Source organism: Alkalibacterium gilvum (assembly GCF_900109085.1).
GTDB classification, from domain to species: Bacteria; Bacillota; Bacilli; order Lactobacillales; family Carnobacteriaceae_A; genus Alkalibacterium; species Alkalibacterium gilvum.
The window spans coordinates 14538-33437 of sequence record NZ_FNYW01000023.1; the positions used below are offsets into that span (position 1 = coordinate 14538).

Annotated in this window: 26 protein-coding genes; 21 read left to right on the top strand and 5 right to left on the bottom strand. The window is 35.2% G+C overall.

Annotated features, from left to right (window positions below; translation table 11 throughout):
• The first annotated feature begins 2 nt into the window (after positions 1-2).
• The 12 genes from murG to tnpC all read left to right on the top strand — a co-directional run bounded on the left by murG (position 3) and on the right by tnpC (position 12373).
• Entirely contained in the window at positions 3-1139 is a 1137-nt protein-coding gene (gene murG / locus BMX83_RS06680; protein WP_091635126.1) for an undecaprenyldiphospho-muramoylpentapeptide beta-N-acetylglucosaminyltransferase, read from the top strand.
• An 11-nt stretch (positions 1140-1150) separates the two neighbouring features.
• A complete protein-coding gene (locus BMX83_RS06685; protein ID WP_091635042.1) occupies positions 1151-1957 on the top strand; it encodes a cell division protein FtsQ/DivIB in 807 nt (268 codons plus the stop codon).
• A 224-nt stretch (positions 1958-2181) separates the two neighbouring features.
• Complete coding sequence (ftsA, locus tag BMX83_RS06690) at positions 2182-3492, top strand: cell division protein FtsA (protein WP_091635045.1); 1311 nt, start codon at positions 2182-2184, stop codon at positions 3490-3492.
• Positions 3493-3523: 31 nt separating this feature from the next.
• Positions 3524-4741, top strand: a complete 1218-nt coding sequence (gene ftsZ, locus BMX83_RS06695; protein ID WP_091635047.1) for a cell division protein FtsZ — start codon at positions 3524-3526, stop codon at positions 4739-4741.
• A 23-nt stretch (positions 4742-4764) separates the two neighbouring features.
• Positions 4765-5229 (top strand): cell division protein SepF, encoded by a 465-nt coding sequence (locus BMX83_RS06700; protein WP_091635050.1) that lies wholly within the window; start codon positions 4765-4767, stop codon positions 5227-5229.
• A gap of 58 nt (positions 5230-5287) precedes the next feature.
• Positions 5288-5545 carry a YggT family protein gene (locus BMX83_RS06705; RefSeq protein ID WP_425425838.1) on the top strand — a complete coding sequence of 86 codons (258 nt, stop codon included), beginning with the start codon at positions 5288-5290 and terminating at the stop codon, positions 5543-5545.
• A 16-nt stretch (positions 5546-5561) separates the two neighbouring features.
• Complete coding sequence (locus BMX83_RS06710) at positions 5562-6347, top strand: YlmH family RNA-binding protein (protein WP_091635055.1); 786 nt, start codon at positions 5562-5564, stop codon at positions 6345-6347.
• 48 nt (positions 6348-6395) lie between these two features.
• Entirely contained in the window at positions 6396-7043 is a 648-nt protein-coding gene (locus BMX83_RS06715) for a DivIVA domain-containing protein (protein ID WP_091635059.1), read from the top strand.
• A 261-nt stretch (positions 7044-7304) separates the two neighbouring features.
• Positions 7305-10082, top strand: a complete 2778-nt coding sequence (gene ileS, locus BMX83_RS06720) for an isoleucine--tRNA ligase (RefSeq protein ID WP_091635129.1) — start codon at positions 7305-7307, stop codon at positions 10080-10082.
• A 94-nt stretch (positions 10083-10176) separates the two neighbouring features.
• Complete coding sequence (locus BMX83_RS06725; RefSeq protein WP_091635065.1) at positions 10177-10377, top strand: hypothetical protein; 201 nt, start codon at positions 10177-10179, stop codon at positions 10375-10377.
• Positions 10364-10723 carry an IS66 family insertion sequence element accessory protein TnpB gene (tnpB, locus tag BMX83_RS06730; RefSeq protein ID WP_091635069.1) on the top strand — a complete coding sequence of 120 codons (360 nt, stop codon included), beginning with the start codon at positions 10364-10366 and terminating at the stop codon, positions 10721-10723. Before BMX83_RS06725 ends, tnpB begins: the two co-directional genes overlap by 14 nt.
• A gap of 99 nt (positions 10724-10822) precedes the next feature.
• Positions 10823-12373 (top strand): IS66 family transposase, encoded by a 1551-nt coding sequence (gene tnpC, locus BMX83_RS06735; RefSeq protein ID WP_091635075.1) that lies wholly within the window; start codon positions 10823-10825, stop codon positions 12371-12373.
• A 60-nt stretch (positions 12374-12433) separates the two neighbouring features.
• Here the strand turns inward: tnpC and BMX83_RS06740 are convergent, their stop codons facing one another.
• From BMX83_RS06740 to BMX83_RS06750, 3 genes are all read right to left on the bottom strand, one after another.
• On the bottom strand, positions 12434-12676 hold the full coding sequence (locus BMX83_RS06740; protein WP_091635077.1) for a GlsB/YeaQ/YmgE family stress response membrane protein: 243 nt from the start codon (positions 12674-12676) through the stop codon (positions 12434-12436).
• A gap of 87 nt (positions 12677-12763) precedes the next feature.
• Positions 12764-13963 (bottom strand): toxic anion resistance protein, encoded by a 1200-nt coding sequence (locus BMX83_RS06745; RefSeq protein ID WP_091635083.1) that lies wholly within the window; start codon positions 13961-13963, stop codon positions 12764-12766.
• A gap of 43 nt (positions 13964-14006) precedes the next feature.
• A complete protein-coding gene (locus BMX83_RS06750; RefSeq protein ID WP_091635089.1) occupies positions 14007-14705 on the bottom strand; it encodes a 5-bromo-4-chloroindolyl phosphate hydrolysis family protein in 699 nt (232 codons plus the stop codon).
• Between the two features lie 158 nt (positions 14706-14863).
• Here BMX83_RS06750 and BMX83_RS06755 point away from each other — a divergent pair, with 158 nt between their 5' ends.
• The 9 genes from BMX83_RS06755 to BMX83_RS06795 are packed head-to-tail and all read left to right on the top strand — an operon-like array spanning position 14864 to position 17996.
• A complete protein-coding gene (locus tag BMX83_RS06755) occupies positions 14864-15424 on the top strand; it encodes an NUDIX hydrolase (RefSeq protein ID WP_091635093.1) in 561 nt (186 codons plus the stop codon).
• A 2-nt stretch (positions 15425-15426) separates the two neighbouring features.
• On the top strand, positions 15427-15672 hold the full coding sequence (locus BMX83_RS06760; protein ID WP_091635098.1) for a hypothetical protein: 246 nt from the start codon (positions 15427-15429) through the stop codon (positions 15670-15672).
• 16 nt (positions 15673-15688) lie between these two features.
• Positions 15689-16381, top strand: a complete 693-nt coding sequence (locus BMX83_RS06765; protein WP_091635102.1) for a 5'-methylthioadenosine/adenosylhomocysteine nucleosidase — start codon at positions 15689-15691, stop codon at positions 16379-16381.
• Between the two features lie 51 nt (positions 16382-16432).
• On the top strand, positions 16433-16723 hold the full coding sequence (locus BMX83_RS06770) for a DUF1054 family protein (protein ID WP_091635131.1): 291 nt from the start codon (positions 16433-16435) through the stop codon (positions 16721-16723).
• Positions 16696-16872: a DUF1642 domain-containing protein gene (locus BMX83_RS06775; protein WP_245746645.1), complete on the top strand. Its 177-nt coding sequence runs from the start codon at positions 16696-16698 to the stop codon at positions 16870-16872. The genes BMX83_RS06770 and BMX83_RS06775 overlap by 28 nt, the downstream gene beginning before the upstream one ends.
• Positions 16869-17051 carry a hypothetical protein gene (locus tag BMX83_RS06780; RefSeq protein ID WP_091635110.1) on the top strand — a complete coding sequence of 61 codons (183 nt, stop codon included), beginning with the start codon at positions 16869-16871 and terminating at the stop codon, positions 17049-17051. Before BMX83_RS06775 ends, BMX83_RS06780 begins: the two co-directional genes overlap by 4 nt.
• 11 nt (positions 17052-17062) lie before the next feature.
• A complete protein-coding gene (locus tag BMX83_RS06785; RefSeq protein WP_091635113.1) occupies positions 17063-17275 on the top strand; it encodes a hypothetical protein in 213 nt (70 codons plus the stop codon).
• A 2-nt stretch (positions 17276-17277) separates the two neighbouring features.
• Positions 17278-17490 carry a hypothetical protein gene (locus BMX83_RS06790; RefSeq protein ID WP_091635115.1) on the top strand — a complete coding sequence of 71 codons (213 nt, stop codon included), beginning with the start codon at positions 17278-17280 and terminating at the stop codon, positions 17488-17490.
• The gene (locus tag BMX83_RS06795) at positions 17487-17996 is read left to right on the top strand and encodes a hypothetical protein (protein ID WP_091635118.1); all 510 of its coding nucleotides are present in this window, start codon (positions 17487-17489) and stop codon (positions 17994-17996) included. Before BMX83_RS06790 ends, BMX83_RS06795 begins: the two co-directional genes overlap by 4 nt.
• A gap of 50 nt (positions 17997-18046) precedes the next feature.
• Here BMX83_RS06795 and BMX83_RS06800 read toward each other — a convergent pair whose 3' ends face one another.
• Both BMX83_RS06800 and BMX83_RS10925 read right to left on the bottom strand, forming a co-directional pair.
• A complete protein-coding gene (locus BMX83_RS06800; protein ID WP_091635121.1) occupies positions 18047-18463 on the bottom strand; it encodes a helix-turn-helix domain-containing protein in 417 nt (138 codons plus the stop codon).
• Between the two features lie 223 nt (positions 18464-18686).
• Positions 18687-18900: hypothetical protein (locus BMX83_RS10925; RefSeq protein ID WP_177170530.1), on the bottom strand; the 214-nt coding region annotated here is incomplete at its 5' end.

The following is an 18900-nucleotide window of genomic DNA, read 5'->3' on the forward strand; positions in this document are numbered from 1 at the left end:
TGATGAGAATATTAGTTACTGGAGGCGGCACAGGTGGTCACATTTATCCTGCGCTTGCTTTAATGAACAGAATGAAAGAACTTAATAAAGATATTGAATTCCTATATGTAGGGACACATCGTGGCTTGGAAAGTACGATTGTACCAGAACAAGGGTATACATTTGAACCACTTGAAGTAGAAGGTTTTAAAAGAAGTATGAATATAAAAGGCATTTTATATAATTTAAATACTTTAAAATTATTTCTCACGTCTATTTTTAAAGCTAAGCAAATAGTGAAAAAATTTAAGCCAAATGTCGTCATTGGAACAGGTGGATACGTTAGTGCGCCTGTTTGTTATGCAGCAGCTAAATTAAAGGTTCCTACAATCATTCATGAACAAAATAGTGTAGTTGGTTTGACCAACAAGTTCTTAGCCAGATATGCTTCTGCGATTGCGATTTGTTTTCCAGAAGCACGAGAACAATTCGGAGCAAATCAAGATAAGGTTGTGTATACTGGAAATCCTCGGGCTCAAGAGGTGTCAGAGTACGTAAAAACAGATGTACTAAAGAAATATAATTTAAAACCACACAAACCAACTGTTTTAATTTTTGGAGGGAGCCGAGGTGCTCTTAAAATAAATGAGGCAGTGCTAAAGAGTGGCAGCCAATTAATGAATAAAGAGTATCAAACTCTATTCATAACTGGGAAACAACATTATTCGTCTATTGTGGAAGAATGGCGAAAGCGCGAATCAATCGATCTAAACAGGTTGGATAACATACAAATTGTCCCTTATATCAATAACTTACCAAAAGTGTTTGCCTCTGTTTCATTAGTCATCTCTAGAAGCGGAGCGACAACCCTAGCTGAACTAACATCATTGGGTATACCAAGCGTTTTAATCCCGAGTCCGAATGTTACAGAGGATCATCAAACTAAAAATGCACAAAGTCTTGTTGATAATGGAGCCGCGTTAATGATTGAAGAAACAGATTTAAATGAAAATGAATTTATTGAGAAAATAGACTTTTTGATGAACAGTACGTTTGAAAGAGATAAGATGAGTCAAGCATCTAAAGAACTGGGGAAACCCAATGCATCAGATTTGATTATAAATGTAATTTTAAAACAACTAAAAGCCGAGTCACTTTAGGAGATTGTTCTATGAGAAAGAATAAGAAAAAGATAAAAAAAAATAAAAAAAAGCGTAACTTTTCTGAATCAACTCTCATTTCTATGAAGAATAGTCGAAAAAGACTGATAAAGTGGATGGGTATTGTTTTAATGTTTGTTATTGTACTGCTCATCTCTGTTTATTTTATCAGTCCCTACAGGTTGTTAGAGGATGTTTACGTTACTGGAACAGATGAAGTTTATGATCAAGAAATTCTTGATTCTAGTGGATTGAAATCTGGAGAGTCTATTTGGGAAAATTATTTAAATAAAAGTGACATAGAATTACAAATTGAAAAGTCTAATCCGCAAATAAAAAATGTAAAATTAACTCTATCAGATATTCAAGATTTCACTCTTATAGTGAAAGAATATAAAACAGTTGCTTATTTATCGGAAGAACAGACGTACAAAAAAATATTAGAAAATGGTGAAATTCTAGATGCTTCTGTAGCCAATTTGAATTCTACTCATCCAATCCTTCATAGTTTTGAAAAAGGAACGGTTCTCGTACAGTTTCTCGATGAATATAAAAAATTAGATGATAATGTTAAAAAGATGGTTTCAGAAATCGAGTTTTTGAGAGAAAATCCTGATAAGCGACTCGTTCAGATTTTTATGAACGATGGTAATGAAGTTCTTGTCACCATACCAAGCTTTTCAGATAGATTAAATTACTATCAAGAAATGAGAGAAGCTGTAGATCAAAAAAAAGGGTTATTTGACTTGGAAGCAGGAGCATACTTCATACCCTTCTCAAGCGAGGAAGAAACTGAAATGCTTGATGATGTTGAATAATAAGCATGGGTGCATCAAGACCTCCCACTTATTTAAGTTTTAAAAGGACTATATTTCGGACTGTTACATAAACGTAATTGAAAAATACTGATAAATCAGTAAACACTCTTCATTCTAAGAGTCGTTTTATGGTAAAATGAATTGGAGTAATAACTTTAACATCAAAAAAAATTAATAAATATCTTAAAAGTGCTAAAGCATTGAAGATAGGAGGTTTCAATAAAATGAAAAATGGTGTTTATACGAGCTTAGATATTGGAACCACTTCAATTAAAGTCATTGTTTCTGAGGTTTTAAATAGTCAGATGAATGTTATTGGAGTTGGAAGTGAACGAACGAGTGGTATAAGTAAAGGATTAATTGTAGATATAGATGAAACAGCGCAATCTATCAGCAAGGCAGTGAATCAGGCTGAAGAAAAAGCAGGTGTAGCTATTGATTCATTAATTGTTGGTGTGCCTGCTGTGAATATTGATATTGAACCCTTCCATGTTAGTGTCAACATTTCAAGTACTAACCAGGAAGTGGATGATGACGTAATTAAGAACATGGTAAACCAAATTCGTGAAAAGAAAGTATCTTCAGATCAAGCACTACTTTCTATGATGATTGAAGAATTTATAATTGATGGCTTCGAAGATATTATTGATCCTAGAAAAATGGTTGGAAACCAAATAGAATGTTATGGCACAGTACTAACTATTTCAAAAACCGTGCTTCATAATATCAAAAAGAGCGTTAACAACGCAGGTTACGACATCAATGATTTACTATTCCAGCCTAAAGCGATGTCCGAACTGATACACTCTGAAGATGAAAGACAGTTTGGTACGATACAAATTGATCTTGGTGGAGGGCAAACAACTGTCTCTGCTATTCATGATGAGCAAGTTAAGTTTTCTAGTATTATTAAAGAAGGTGGAGACAACATAACCAAAGACATATCCGTAGTTTTGAATACTTCTTTGAAAAAAGCAGAAAAAATAAAGAGAGAAGTCGGTTATGGTTTTATTGATGAAAATGATTTAAATAACGATCAGACTGTCTCTATAGATGTTGTAGGGCAAGATCAAAAAGTTCAAGTTAAAGAATCATATATAGCAGAAATTATTGAAGCTAGGATAGCTCAGATTTTTGAAAAAATAAAAACAGAATTAGATGAAATAGGAGCGCTAGAACTCCCTGGGGGGGTTATCCTGACGGGAGGGACATCAGCTATACCTCGAATAGAAGAACTGGCAGAAGCGATATTTGAAGTCAATGTGAAGAAATATGTTCCTGACTTCATGGGTGTACGCTATCCATCATTCACAAACGGGATCTCGTTGGTTTATTATAAGGCTAATATGGATGATATTCATGAAATGATGAATCACTATGCCTTATTTAATGATACAAGTCGATCACAAAAGATGGTGAAACATCAAACTGATGAAAAAATGCAATTACCAGTACAACAAAAGAGTAGTACCGAAGACAACGAGGGAACATTTATAGATAAAATAAAAAATTTCTTAGCACATTTTTTTGACTAGCAATTAATTTTTTTACAGGAGGATAAACAATATGGATTTAGAATTTGATTCTTTTGCTGCAAATGGAGCAAAATTAAAAGTAATTGGTGTAGGTGGCGCAGGTGGTAATGCTGTCAACCGTATGATTGAAGATGGTGTTGAGGGTGTTGAGTTTATTGTAGCCAATACCGATTTACAAGCATTAGATATGATGAGTGCTGAAACTAAAATACAACTCGGACCAAAATTAACTCGCGGACTTGGGGCGGGCGCTAATCCTGAAGTTGGAAGAAAATCTGCTGAGGAAAGTGAAGAGGCTATCGCTGAAGCATTAAACGGTGCAGACATGGTTTTCGTTACTGCTGGAATGGGCGGAGGAACAGGTACTGGTGCTGCTGGAATTGTTGCTAGAATTGCCAAAGAGCAAGGCGCACTAACAGTAGGAGTAATCACTAGACCCTTTACATTTGAAGGACCTAAAAAAGGACGTTTCGCTGCTGAAGGAATTGCTTCTATGCGTGAACATGTCGATACACTGGTTACGATTTCAAATAATCGTTTGCTTGAAATCGTTGATAAAAAGACCCCTATGATGGAAGCTTTCAGAGAAGCGGATAATGTCTTGCGACAAGGTGTTCAAGGGATTTCTGACCTGATTACTAACCCGGGCTATGTTAACCTTGACTTCGCTGACGTTAAGACAGTTATGGAAAATCAAGGCTCAGCATTAATGGGAATCGGAACAGCTACTGGGGAAAATAGAACAGCAGAAGCAACTAAAAAAGCTATTTCTTCACCACTTTTAGAGGTGTCCTTAGACGGTGCAGAAAATGTGCTACTAAACATAACAGGTGGTTCTGATTTAACCTTGTTTGAAGCACAAGATGCCTCAGATATCGTATCTGCTGCAGCTACAAATGAAGTTAATATTATTTTCGGAACTTCAGTAAATGAAGATCTGGGTGATGAAGTTATCGTAACGGTTATTGCCACAGGTATTGATCCAGAAAAAAGAAGCACCAAGCCTAAACAGACGAAACAAAAGAGCTCTAATCAGTCAGCTTCTGTGAATAAAGAAAAAGACCCTTTTGGTAATTGGGATATTCGAAAAGAGCCGAATCTAAGAGATAGACACAATGCTGATCTAGACGAGAAAGTTGAAAGTAAATCAGAATCAACTAAAAATCTATTTGAGCGAGAAGATTCGACAGAAGATAAGTCTGATGAGGAAGTTGACACACCGCCTTTCTTTAGACGAAGACGAAAATAATTCATTTGAAAGGAAGAGAATAAATGAGTTTAAAAGATAAATTCAATGATTATTTTTCTCTAAATGATACGGATGATGATTTTGAGTACGACGATACTGAAAAGATAGCTCAAAAAGAATCAAAAAAATCGTCACAATCTTTATCAGTAGACAATCGAAGAGTTAGTCATAAAAGCAAGAATCAAAATATTGTAGCAATAAATCAACAACAAGCAATTAAAAAACCTAAAATTAAAGTTGTTGAGCCGCGCTTATACTCAGAAGTTCAATCGATTGCTGACATATTATTAAATAATCAGTCTGTAATTCTTAACTTTAGAAGAATGGAAAAAAAACAAGCAAAAAAAATGCTTGATTTTCTCATGGGCACAACCTATGCCGTAAAGGGTGATATTGAACGATTGGGAGAAGAAATATTTATCTGTACACCTCAGTCATTCGAAATCGATGGCTCAGAACTACAGTCACTACAAAATAATGAATTTTAATTAGAATGGAGTCCTAATTGTTACTATGTTAGCACAAATATTAATAGCAATGCACAGATTGATACTACAAGGTATTAATCTTTATAGGATTGCCTTAGTTGTTTATTTTTTATTGTCTTGGATGCCTGGTGCCTATCAATCAAAACTCGGTCAATTCCTGATACGAATTTGTGAACCGTATGTAGGTATCTTTCGACAATTCGTTCCGCCTATTGGTATGATCAGTCTAGCCGGAATTGTTGCTTTTTTCGCTTTAAGGTTTATAGAATATGGAGTGACGGCTGTATTTCAGCTTGTATTTAATCTATTAATTTAAATTGGATGATGATCAAATGGAAGATATTTATCAACACTTTAGAGAAGAAGAAAAATTCTTTATAGACCAAGTGGCTGACTGGCTTCAAAAGGTAGAATTTCAATATTCACCGTATCTTACACCGTTTTTAAATCCACGTGAACAGTATATTGTGGAATCAATGATTGGCCAACATAGCGATGTAAAAATTGAAGCGTTTGGAGGATATGAGGCAGCCGAAAGAAAACGGCTGTTTCTTTCCCCATCATATTTTGAACCATCTCAAGATGATTTTGAAATTAAAATCGTGGAAATTCGATATCCCAAAAAATTTGCAGAACTATCACACGGGAAAATATTAGGAACCATTATGGGAGCCGGTATTAAACGAGAATTGATTGGTGACATTATATCAGATGGTGAAGAATGGCAATTTTTTGTTGATGAATCTATATTGGCATATTTGTATTCTTCATTAACAAAAATCGATAACATATCTGTTAAGCTAAATGAAGTGCCTTATACGGATATTATTATACCTAAAGATTCTTGGGAGGAAAAAGCAGTGATTGTATCTTCCTTAAGGTTAGATGTGGTTTTAGCAAATGTTTTTCACGTTTCAAGACAAAAATCTAAGGAACTTATCGCATCTAATAAAGTGAAAATAAACTGGCGTGAAAGCCTTAGGCCGGATGTTGCTTTGGGAATACATGATGTCATATCTATAAGACAATATGGGCGAATACGTTTAGAAGCAATTGAAGGTAAGACAAAAAAAGAAAAGATACGATTACAATTAGCCGTACTTGACAGAAATAGATAGAAGCGTTGTTAAATGGTAATTCAATAAAAATATATGGAGGTGTTTTCCATGGCTTTAACACCAATGGATATACATAATAAGGAATTTCCAGTGAGAATGAGAGGATATGATCAAGATGAAGTTAATGACTATTTTGATCAAATCATAAAAGACTACGAAATGCTTTTAAAGCAAAAAAAGGAAACTGAAAAAAAATTAGACATTTCTGAAGAAAAATTAAAAAATTATGATCAGATGCATGACTCTTTGAATAAGTCGATTTTAGTAGCTCAAGAAGCAGCAGATAGGCTGAAACTTAATGCTGAAAAAGAAGCTGAAATGATTGATAAAGAAGCTAATACAAAAGCATCTAATTTGATGCATGAAGCTGAGAATAATGCAGATGAGTTGTTAAAAGAAGCAGTGAGTAAAGCACGAAAAATCGAACAGGAAACAGAAGAACTAAGAAAACAAAGTAGAATATTTAGACAAAGACTTCAATTAATGATAGAATCTCAATTGGAGTTAGTAAAAAAAGAAGAGTGGGACGATATCCTGCAGCCCCCACTTTCAGATGAAGCTGAAATAGAAACAATCAAAGAAGTAAAAAAAGAATTGGATGAAAAAGATGAAGAAACTGGGGCATTAAACATTGAAGAAGACCTTACATCATCTGATAAAACTTATGAGGATAACGTCTCTCCCGCAGCAGAATAATTTTAAAATGATATAAATTTAAGATACCTTTTATAGTGGAAACTTAACAGAGAGTCAAATAGTGCTGAGAGTTTGACAAGTAGATACTATAATTGATCACTTAGATTAACAAATAATGAATAAAGTAGTTATTTGCGTATACCTGCGTTAAAGGTTTGAGAAAAAGTAATGATACTTTTTAAATTAAGGTGGTACCACGAAGATTTCGTCCTTTGGATGGGGTCTTTTTTTTATAAAATTTATGATATCGAGGGTGAAAAAATGGAAATGAAAGAAACATTGAATTTGTTAAAGACTAAATTTCCTATGAGAGCAAATTTACCAAACAAAGAAGTGGACAGACAGAAAGAGTGGGAAGAACAGGATCTTTATAATAAAAGACAGGAACTGAATAAAGATAAGCCAGCCTTTATTTTGCATGATGGTCCTCCGTACGCGAATGGTAATATTCATATCGGGCACGCTTTAAATAAGATCTCAAAAGATATTATTGTTAGGTATAAATCAATGTCTGGTTACCGTGCACCCTACGTTCCTGGGTGGGACACACATGGGCTTCCTATCGAACAGGCACTTACGAATACAGGCGTAGATAGAAAGTCGATGTCAATTGCAGAGTTTAGAAAACTATGTGCTGATTATGCATGGAAACAAATAAATAAACAACGAGAAGACTTTAAACGCTTAGGTGTTTCTGGAGAATGGGATAATCCTTACGTAACTTTAAATAAAGAATATGAATCTGAACAAATTCGTGTATTTGGGAAAATGGCTGAAAAAGGTTATATCTATAGAGGGCTTAAACCAATTTACTGGTCACCTTCAAGTGAGTCAGCACTAGCTGAAGCCGAGATAGAGTATCACGATGTCCGTTCACCAAATATATATGTTGCATTTGATGTAAGAGAAGGGAACTCTGTTCTGGATGAAGGAACATCTTTTGTTATTTGGACCACCACACCATGGACTTTACCGGCTAATTTAGCTATCGCAGTTAAGCCAGATGCCAAATATGGTGTTTATGAAGTAAATGGAAGAAAATTTGTCGTTGCTGTTGATTTGGTTGAAAAAGTTGCAGAAACACTCGGATGGGAAAATGTAACTCTTTTGAAAGAAGTTACAGGTGCAGAGTTGGAAGGTGTTAAAGCCAAACATCCATTTTATGATCGAGATTCACTCTTGATTATTGGTGATCACGTAACTTTAGAAGATGGTACAGGATTAGTTCATACAGCCCCTGGACATGGTGAAGATGACTATATTGTTTGTCAGAATTATGACTTGCCAGTGATATCTCCTGTTGATGGGAAAGGCTGTTTCACTGATGAAGCACCTGGCCTTGAAGGTGTATTTTACGATAAAGCAAATAAAACCATTACAGAATGGCTTGAAGAGAACAACGCATTATTAAAACTAGACTTCTTCACGCATAGTTATCCACACGATTGGAGAACAAAAAAACCAGTTATTTTTAGAGCAACACCACAATGGTTCGCTTCTATTAAAGACTTTAGACAAGATATACTTGATTCTATAGAAGATGTCGATTGGCTTCAGCCTTGGGGTATGCAACGTATATATAATATGGTTCGCGATCGTGGAGACTGGGTCATTTCAAGACAGCGTGCTTGGGGCGTTCCATTACCAATTTTCTATGGAGAAAACGGAGAACCAATTATTACTCCAGAGGTAACTGAACATGTCGCTAAATTGTTTGCGGAACATGGTTCTAATGTTTGGTTTGAAAGAGACGCCAAAGATTTATTGCCAGAAGGCTTTGAACATGAAGCGAGCCCTAATGGACAATTTGAAAAAGAAACAGATATAATGGATGTCTGGTTCGATTCAGGGTCTTCTCATCAGGCGGTGCTTCGTCAAAGAGAAAATCTTGAATTTCCAGCAGATATGTATCTTGAAGGATCTGACCAGTATAGAGGATGGTTCAACTCAAGTTTGACTACTTCTGTAGCAATAAACGGTGTGCCACCTTACAAAGCAGTTCTCTCACAAGGTATGGTTCTAGATGGTAAAGGTAAAAAAATGAGTAAATCTGTCGGAAATGTTATTGATCCCAATAAAGTAATCAAGCAGATGGGTGCAGATCTTATTCGTTTATGGGTGTCTAGTGTTGATACACAAGCTGATGTAAGAGTAAGCATGGAAATTCTAAAACAGGTATCTGAAGTTTATAGAAAAATTAGAAACACACTTCGATTCCTCATTCAAAATACTGAAGATTTCAATATTGAGGAAAATGGTATTGCTTACGAAGGTTTGAGACCAGTTGATCAATATTTGATGAATAAATTGAATCAAACAGTTGAAAATGTTACTGATGGTTATGAACGATATAATTTCTCAGATATATTTAAAGAGATTAATCACTTCTTAACGCTTGATGTTTCTAACTTTTACGCAAACTTTGCCAAAGATATTCTTTATATCGATGCACCAGATGCCTATGATAGACGCGCCATGCAAACAGTCTTTTATCATATAACAAGAGAGTTAACTAAACTGCTTACTCCGATCCTTCCTCATACGACTGAAGAAATTTGGAATTATCTGGAAGAAGAAGAAAGTTATGTTCAGTTATCTGAATTTCCACAAGTTCAAGAATATAAAGATTCTGAAAAACTGATGAATCAATGGAGCCAATTCATGACGCTACGTGATAAAGTATTAAAGGCTAATGAGGTTGCTCGAGAAAATAAAATTATAGGGAAAGACTTTGAAGCTAAAACAACAATATATGCTTCAGATTCTATCAAAGAACTATTAGGTAATATGAATAGTGATATCAGACAAATTTTAATTGCTTCTGAAGTAAATGTAAAAGATTTGAAAGATAAACCTGATAATCAACGAATTTTAGATTTTGAAGATGTTTCAATTCTTGTTGAAAAAATGCCAGGAGAAATCTGTACACGTTGCCGTATAACAACCGAGGACAGTGTTAAGCTATCTGAAGATGAACATTTATGTCAACGTTGTTATGATATTTGTGAAAAGCATTATCCTGAGGTATTAAGTAAATAACAAATAAAGTAAGCGATGAATAGCTAGGTACCTGTGAGTCCTAGCGGCCTCCTGTTAAACTTGAGATATCTTAAGTATACAGGAGGTTTTTAATTTGGAAAAAAATAAGCAGGATATCGTTCCGGTGACGTTACAAAACAATCACAAAGAAAATCGAAGAGGAACACAATCCTTACCAAACAAATTGGTTGCACGTTTAAAAAGAAATCAAACAGAACTGCTCATATATAACGGGATTGACGCATCAACATTAAAAATTCTTCTCACGGAGATGTCTATCAATGAAACTCGTTGACTTTACTCAGGTAGAAAACATCTTCATTGTTTGTGGAAAAACGGATATGCGACGTCAGATTGATGGACTCGCTGCAACAATTACAGAGGAATATGATATGAACGTTTATAATGATGCTCTTTTTCTCTTTTGCGGGGGCAAGAAGGATCGATTTAAAGCTCTTTATTGGGAAGGCGACGGCTTCCTTCTCTTATATAAACGTTTAGAGAATGGGAAATTGAATTGGCCACGGAGTCAGAACGAGATTCAAAAGTTAACATCGCAACAGTTGCGATGGTTACTAGAAGGCTTATCAGTAAACCAAAAAGTCTCCATCAAACCTGCGGTTAAAGGGAGTATAGCCTGAGAAATGAGAGAGAAATTGATGAAAAAACCAATGACTCTCTCGTTTTCTTTTTCCAATTATAGTAAAATTTAATTACTATTCATGTGAGGAGAAAGAATCATGTCTGAAAAGAGCGAAAAACAGTTTGATGTAATCATTGAAAAGCTAGATCAGCTGTTAGAAGAAAATGAAAAACTAAAAACGACCATCGCTCATAAGGATGATGAGCTTTCTCTACAAAAAGAACAGATTGAATTTCTAACACAGAAATTGTACGGTTTAAAGAAAGAAACATTAAAAAATGATCCTAACCAGGGTAACCTCTTTAATGATCGCCTTTTTAGCGAACCAGAGCAGACTGGTAATCAAAGCGACGAAGATGAAGTCATTGTAACGACTGTTAAACGTCGCAAAAAACGTAAGGGGTTAAAAGATAAACAATTATCGTCACTTCCGACGGTCGATCATATACATGAAATTGAATCCTGTACATGCCCAACCTGTAAAGAAACAATGAAAGAAGTGTCAACGCAGTTGATCCGACAGGAAGTGAAATTTATTCCAGCGAGCGTTGAAAATCACAGACATTTTCAAAAGACCTATGCGTGCGCGAACTGCGAGAAAAGCGGAACACGAACTCCTTTTGCAAAATCCGAGATTCCTAAATTACCGCTGAATAATACAGCTGCTTCTGCTTCACTAATAGCAGAAACAATGTATCAGAAGTTCGAACAAAAAGTACCCGCCTACAGACAAGAATCTTACTGGAATCTCTTAGGTTATCCAATCCCCCGTCACACCAATACAAATTGGCATATTAAAACATCCCAGTACTACTTCGAAGAACTAGTAGCTGAAATGCGACAAGAACTATTGAACCAGAAGGTTCTTCACGCTGACGAAACCACCTTCAAAGTGTTGAATGACAAAGACCGACAAAAGTCTTACATGTGGTTATTCAGTACAGGCAAGTATAGCGAGCGTGCCATACATATCTTTAAACTCGGTCCATCACGTAGTGGATCTGTTCCTAGAGATTTTTTGGAGAATTATACCGGCTACTTACATAGTGATGGGTTCTCTGGTTACAATAATCTTCCAGGGGTGACGATGATTGCTTGTCTCGCGCATATCAGGCGAAAGTTCTATGATGCACGGCCTAAGAACTATTCTAGTAAAAGTGTCGCCCATAAAGGGGTCACGCTGTGTAACGAATTGTTTGCTTTGGATAAGTCCTTAAAGGTCCTATCTGTTAGCGAACGATATGATCAACGCCTATTATTGATGAAGCCGAAGTTTGAGGCATTTTTTGACTGGTGTGAATCTCTCACTGCACATGGCAAACTTGGCACAGCAATCAATTATGCGCTGAACCAAAAACTACGCATGATGAATGTTCTTGAAAACGGCCGTCTTGTACTTTCCAATAATCTGGCCGAGCGTGGCATCAAATCACTTGTAATGGGCAGAAAAAACTGGCTTTTCTCTAAATCGTTTGAGGGAGCACATGCCGTTGCGACCATTTTAAGTCTTGTCGAAACAGCGAAATCCAACGGATTACATCCGAGAAAGTATCTTGATTACTTACTAACTCACCTACCAAACCGACAAAACACACCTTTGGAGGCTTATTTACCATGGAATCCAAAGGTGCAGGTTGAATGTCGCTAAAGATTTAACTAAAAAACGGATATCTCTTATTATAGAGATATCCGTTTTTATTTGTTATGTTTATAAACGACTAGCAATAAGTCCATATAAGAAGACAACAATAATTGATCCCACAATAGCAGGTATAATATAGAAATCAGCTAATTCAGGACCCCATTGGAATAAGAACTGACCTGCCCATGCACCGATGAAACCTATAATGATATTACCAATAATACCACCGGGAACATCAGTACCAACAATCGCTTGACCAATTGCTCCAATAATACCACCGATAATAAGTGACCATATAAATCCTAACATATAAATCTCTCCTTCTTATTGAGTATCTTACTATATAATTATAGGGAATTGTCACATTTTATTCAAATATTTTGCTTTTAATAGAAATCATTCACTCGTATCGTTAAACTCTGTTAGCTTGAGTAATTGATTTCGTAAGTTACTTTCCAACTGAGTAAGTTGAACTTCAGCTTCTTTACGCTTAGAGTGTCCATCTCTTTGAATGGATAATGTTTCTTCTAGTGTTTCAATTAAATCAGATTGGGTTTTTTCAAGTGTTTCTATATCAATAATACTTCGCTCATTTTCTCTTGCTGTTTCAATAGAGGATTGTTTGAGCATCTCAGAATTCTTTTTCAGTAAGTCATTGGTTGTTTCTGAAACTTGTCTTTGCGCTGTTACAGCTTCTTTTTGGCGAAGTAGAGTTAGAGCTACAACAATTTGATTTTTCCATAATGGAATAGCAGTGTTTATGGATGTTTGAATTTTTTCCGATAAAGCTTGATTTGTATTCTGAATCAATCTAATTTGTGGAGCTTGCTGAATTGTCATCTGACGAGCTGTTTTTAAATCATAAACACGCTTATCAAGGCGACTTAAAAACTGATTTAAATCATTTACTTTTTGAACTTCCATTTGATTGTTACTAGATTCAGCCCGTTCGATTGCTCTGGGTATACTTTTATTCTGTACTTCCTCCAGCTTTACTTCACCTGCAGCGATATATACATTCAAGGCTTCGAAGTACTCGTAGTTTTTATCGTATAATTCATTCAGCATTTCATTGTCTTTTAAAAGAAGGGCACGTTCTTTATCTAACTTAACAGCAATTTTATCTACTTGTGCTCCAATTTTTTGATATTTAGCTGTTGTTTCATAAATTGAGCGGTTAATTTTTTTGAAAAATTTTTTGAATATATTTTGATTCTCTGCCTTTAATTCATTTGGATCCGTTTCATTTAAACGAAACATCAAATCATTAAGTGTTTCTCCAATATGATTTGTTTCTTGGTTTTGTACATGATTAAGTACACTATGAGAGAACTCACCTAATTTTTGTTGAGCCTGAGCGCCATAGTTTAATAAGGAATCAGAATCAGATGTATCAATTTGTTTAGCTAAATCATAGGCCTGCTCTTTACGCTGATCGCTTAATGTATCAATAATTCTTTTAGATGTAGCTTGCTTTGTTACTGCATGCTTAGTTGTCTCTTGTCTTCGTTCGTTTTTTCCAAAAGGATTAGCTAATAAATCATCGATTTCTGAATTGTTATTACTCTCTATATTATCACTATCATTGGTTGGCATAATACACACCTCTTATTAATTTGTTTTACTCACTAGTATTGTGTTAAATCGTATTATCAAATGAGTTTGTATCTGTATCTGTATTTTCTTTGTGAAAGGACCGCTTAGCTGATTCTAGTTCAACTGACATATCTTCTATGTCCTCTTGTTTGAACCTAACATAATCTTCAGCAATTTGTTGTGACATTTTGTCTATTGTATCTGCAGATTTTTGAAGGATATCATAAGTAGTCTTACTTTTAGCTTTATGCCCTTCAATTTCAACATATTTTTCCGATAAATCAGCAAGTGACGGTAAGTGAACATAAAGAAATTTATCAACATCATGTAGACGATTTGGTTCTTGGGTAATATTTTTAAATAATTCTTTAGACAACGCTACAGTATTGTTACGATTTTCTATAGCTTTAAGTTTTCCAGACTGATGCATATTCTTATCTATAGCGATGATTTGCTTATGGGCCTGCGCCATTGTACGACGAAAATATCCAATATCTTCTTTTGAAAGTCCTTTTGATAAATAAAAGGCTTCTTTTTCTTTTGAAAGGCGTGGAAGTTTTGAATCAGAATCTCCTTGGAAATTCTTACCCATTATATTAAGCAATAGCATGCCTAAACCGATACTTAATAAAAAGGATACTAAAATATTTATTTCGAATCCCACCATAAATAAAAAGATAGTCATGATTATAAACAAAATAAGCGCATAGACTAGGTTTAATCGCGTGTTTAATTGTTTCATTTTTAATCCTCCGTTTCAATCATTTGATAATAATCTTCTATAATTATAATATCACAAAATATGCCGATAGTTATATAGGACCTTAGATGGATTTTATACATGATGAATTATTTAACTAAATAGGTTATGATGAAAATATATAAAAAGGAGATGACTCCATGACATTTTATGAAGAGACAATTAGAAGTAAAACGATTTATAAGGGGAACGTTACCGAGTATGTAGTTGATGATGTGAAGCTACCCGATGGTAAAATGGCTAAAAGAGAAATTGTTCGCCATGATGGTGCGGCTGCAGTTTTACCCTTTACCAATGATGATAAACTTATCTTAGTGAAACAATACCGAAAAGCAATTGATCAGTTAAGTATTGAAATTCCAGCTGGATTGAAAGATGAGACAGATGAAAATAGTATGGAAACTGCGAAACGTGAATTAGAAGAAGAAACAGGATATAATGCTAAAAGCTGGAAATTCGTTACTTCATTTTATAGCACACCAGGCTTTACAGATGAGTTTCTTGAGATTTATGAGGCCACAGATTTATTTCAAATAGAAGACCCACTAAGTCCGGATGAAGATGAGAATATTGAAGTAATTAAAGCAACGTATGATGAAGCTTGGGACTACTACAACAAAGGGTTACTCAGAGATTCAAAAACTGTTTTTGCATTATTTTATTGGAAAATGAGAAAATTAGAGATAAAGCTAGGGGAATAAACATGTCATCTAGAGTAGAAAAAAAAGAAGAAGATAAAATTTTAGAAAAAGAAAAAAAAGTACTAAGTAGAAAAAGAAAAAGAGCAAATAAAAAAAATGAAAAAACATTAAACAAGACAGGCCGTACGGCTAAACAACGATCACAAGAAATGACGAACTATCGTCTAGTGGAAAAGCGATTGACTCTAGCCATTATAATCGTTGCTTTGTTGTTACTAATTGTCTTATCGTATGTTTTCTTCATATAAAGAAGAGGGCGTTTTAATGAAAATAGGTATTATTGCAGCTATGGAACAAGAGGCACAAACAATTATTGATAATTTAAAGAATTTTAAAAAAACAACAAAAGCTAATCAGCATTTTTATGAAGGGAATATAGGAAATGTTCAAGTGGTACTTGTGCAATCTGGAATCGGAAAAGTCAATGCTACGCTAGCGACTACATTATTAATTGAGGTTTTTGATGTGGAAGCTGTTATAAATACAGGTTCCGCAGGAGGAATTGGGAAAGACTTAGCTGTCGAAGATTTAGTAATCTCAACCGAACTTTCTTATAATGATGCTGATGCACGTGCTTTTGGCTATACTTTTGGACAAATACCTCAAATGCCAGCGACGTATTTATCTGATCCTTCACTCGTAAAAACATTCAAGGAAGCGGCTTTAAAGAAAAGATGGACGATTAAAGAAGGAATGATAGTGACTGGAGACTCATTTATAAGTGATAAAAAGAAGGTGTCAGAGATACGAGAACGTTTTGAAGATGTTTTGGTTACTGAAATGGAAGGAGCAGCGGTGGCGCAAACGTGTTATCAGTTCAATATACCTTTTGTTGTTGTAAGAGCTGTTTCAGACGTGTCAGACGAAGAGGCTTCTGATTCCTTTGACGAATTTATAGAGAAGGTCGGAAAAAAATCAGCTGAGACAGTTTTGGAATTTATCTCGTTAGTTAATTAATATTTTATTGTTACCAAAAAATAAATAGTTCAATCGAAAGAAGGTAAGAGAATGAGGGAATGTTTTCAAAACACTGATTTCGCCCTTTTTAATATTGAAGACTTGAATGAACGAATGGAGGCAATTAGAGAAAACATCCAACCAATATTCAAACATTATGGTGATTTATTTATGGAAGAAGTTAATACCTTTACTGAATTTAAAGGGAGTTTCCATATTGCGCAGCACAGAAGACGGACGACTAATCCACCCGATACTACATGGCTCGTGCATGGTTGGACGGCTACACGGTGGAAGAGAAGAAGTATTATGTTTTGGATCCTAATGACATTCCATTGTTAGAAAGAGCTAACAGTCAGACGTACAAAAGCACAACGGCTTTAAGCATACATGAGGACGGTAGAGACACCCCTAAATTTGAACTCACCGAAAAAGAAATCAAAGACTATGACGAAAGATTTTGGACGTTTGCGGAAGAGGTGGCAGGATGAGAGACGAAGCACCTATAGACCCCCCTGAAGAAAAGATTTACGGGTATGACTGGAATAATTTAGAGTTATACGGGTACGAAGAAGGCTTTATGATCGGAGGAGAATTTGTACCCGTTGAAGACGCTGAGGAATATTTGAAGGAACGCTACGGCTTAACTAGAGTAGAAGAGTGGGAATAGGGGGATAATAAATGGCAGTTTATTTGCTATTAGTACTAGCTTTTACTGTACTACTGTACTGCGTCTATGCTATAATGAAATTACAGAAAGATATTAAAAAATTAAATCAGTCCTTATGGAATGACGAGTACTCTATTGAACGCAATACCCACAATATAGAAGCACTAGCGTGGGACGTGTACCTTCTTTCCTGTGAGGACGATAATAATACGCAGGAGGAATAACCATGGATCCATTGGAAAGTATAGCAAGGCTAGTAGTATTGATATTTCAGACGTTTGTATTTTTGGTAATGTTGTTCTTTGTAGGTGGACCGATCTTATTCATCGGATACCTGTTTGGAACAGTTGGCTTAGTTATAGCCGTATTTATAGTTTTTGTAATAAGCATAGCCTTTATAGGTAATCAAGGAATGAAATCGGAGGAGAAGAATTTATGAAAATTACTGTAACGAGTGTTAACAATAAAGAAGAGTCAGCAAAAGAACAGCTAGAGATTATCCTTAAGGAAGCCGTTGAGCAATATAAAAAAGACGGTATCACTATTGAAGATATTAAACTGGAGGAAGTGTCTCATACCTTTAGCTTTAAAGCAGAAGGCACTGATGACTATGCTGTAGGATCTGTAGAGCATGACGGGGTAACAGAAATGTATCAGGTCAACTTTGATTTAACGGATAAAGAAAAAGAAGATAACGAAGGGATCAGCTTCTACAGTGACGAAGAGCGTGAGATCATAAAAGGTTTGAAGAACAACTATAAGGAGATCCTTTCAGTGTTTGATGAAGATGACTTAGAGTTTAAAGAGTATGAAATTTTAGGTGACATGGTTCTGTTTAGATACGATCATGTTGACGGGTATGAAGTAGTAAGAGTATTCCAGAAACAGAAAGGCAAGAAATTGGATCTACTTATTCAAGAGTACTCCATTAAACCTAAAGAATAATTTAATACACAGCAAAGGACTAGGCAGTTAACCTAGTCCCTTTTTATGTTCTATAATGTACCATTCCTAATATCTAAAGCTAAATGAGACAGCTTACTAACGGCATCAGGAAGTTGTTTAGTGTCTATCCATTCCTTCCTATCTATTTCAAACTGTTTTTCCTTATGTTCAGGAAGCCTGATCTCTACTATATCTTCTATATGGCTAACTCTTAACACAGTCATTAACGCTAGTAAGTGGGTCTTATTAATAGTAGTGGTTTTTCCTAGTATAAAATCAGACAGGTAGCTTAGTTGTATACCGGTCATATCGGATAACTGACGTTGAGATATACCCCTGGCTGCTATTAAATCATCTATCTTAACTATGAACTCAGCTTCATTTAGGTCACTAGCTACACCCCGTATAACTTCAGATCCTCTTTTCCTACCATTGTTGACTATTTCATCCCCGAATTTAATCTTCATTTAACACACCTTCTTCATTAGGTCATTTTTAATACTCTTATATAGGTACTACTTTAATTAATTGTAGTACACCCCGAACAAAAATGCAACTCTTCCCTAACTATAGTATGTGTAAAGTTATTGTCGGAAAGTTATTCTAGAAATAATTAACACTCATTTTATTTAACTCTTTCTCAATCGTTTCGTCGCTCTGCGAGCGCCTTTAACGATTGAGAAAGAGAGCTTAATTGAATAATTTTTGTAATTGACCCATGGGGCTTGATGTAGAGCCATAATTAGCTATTCTTCCAAATTTAACACCAATCGAGGCTTGAGGTTTAACTTTTTTCAAAGCCGCCTTCACTGCGCCTTTAAACTCCGGCTGGAGTTTCGTTGAAAGCTCAGGCAACTTATCCGTTAATGCTTTAAGGAACGTTCCGTTCTTACGTGCAGAAATA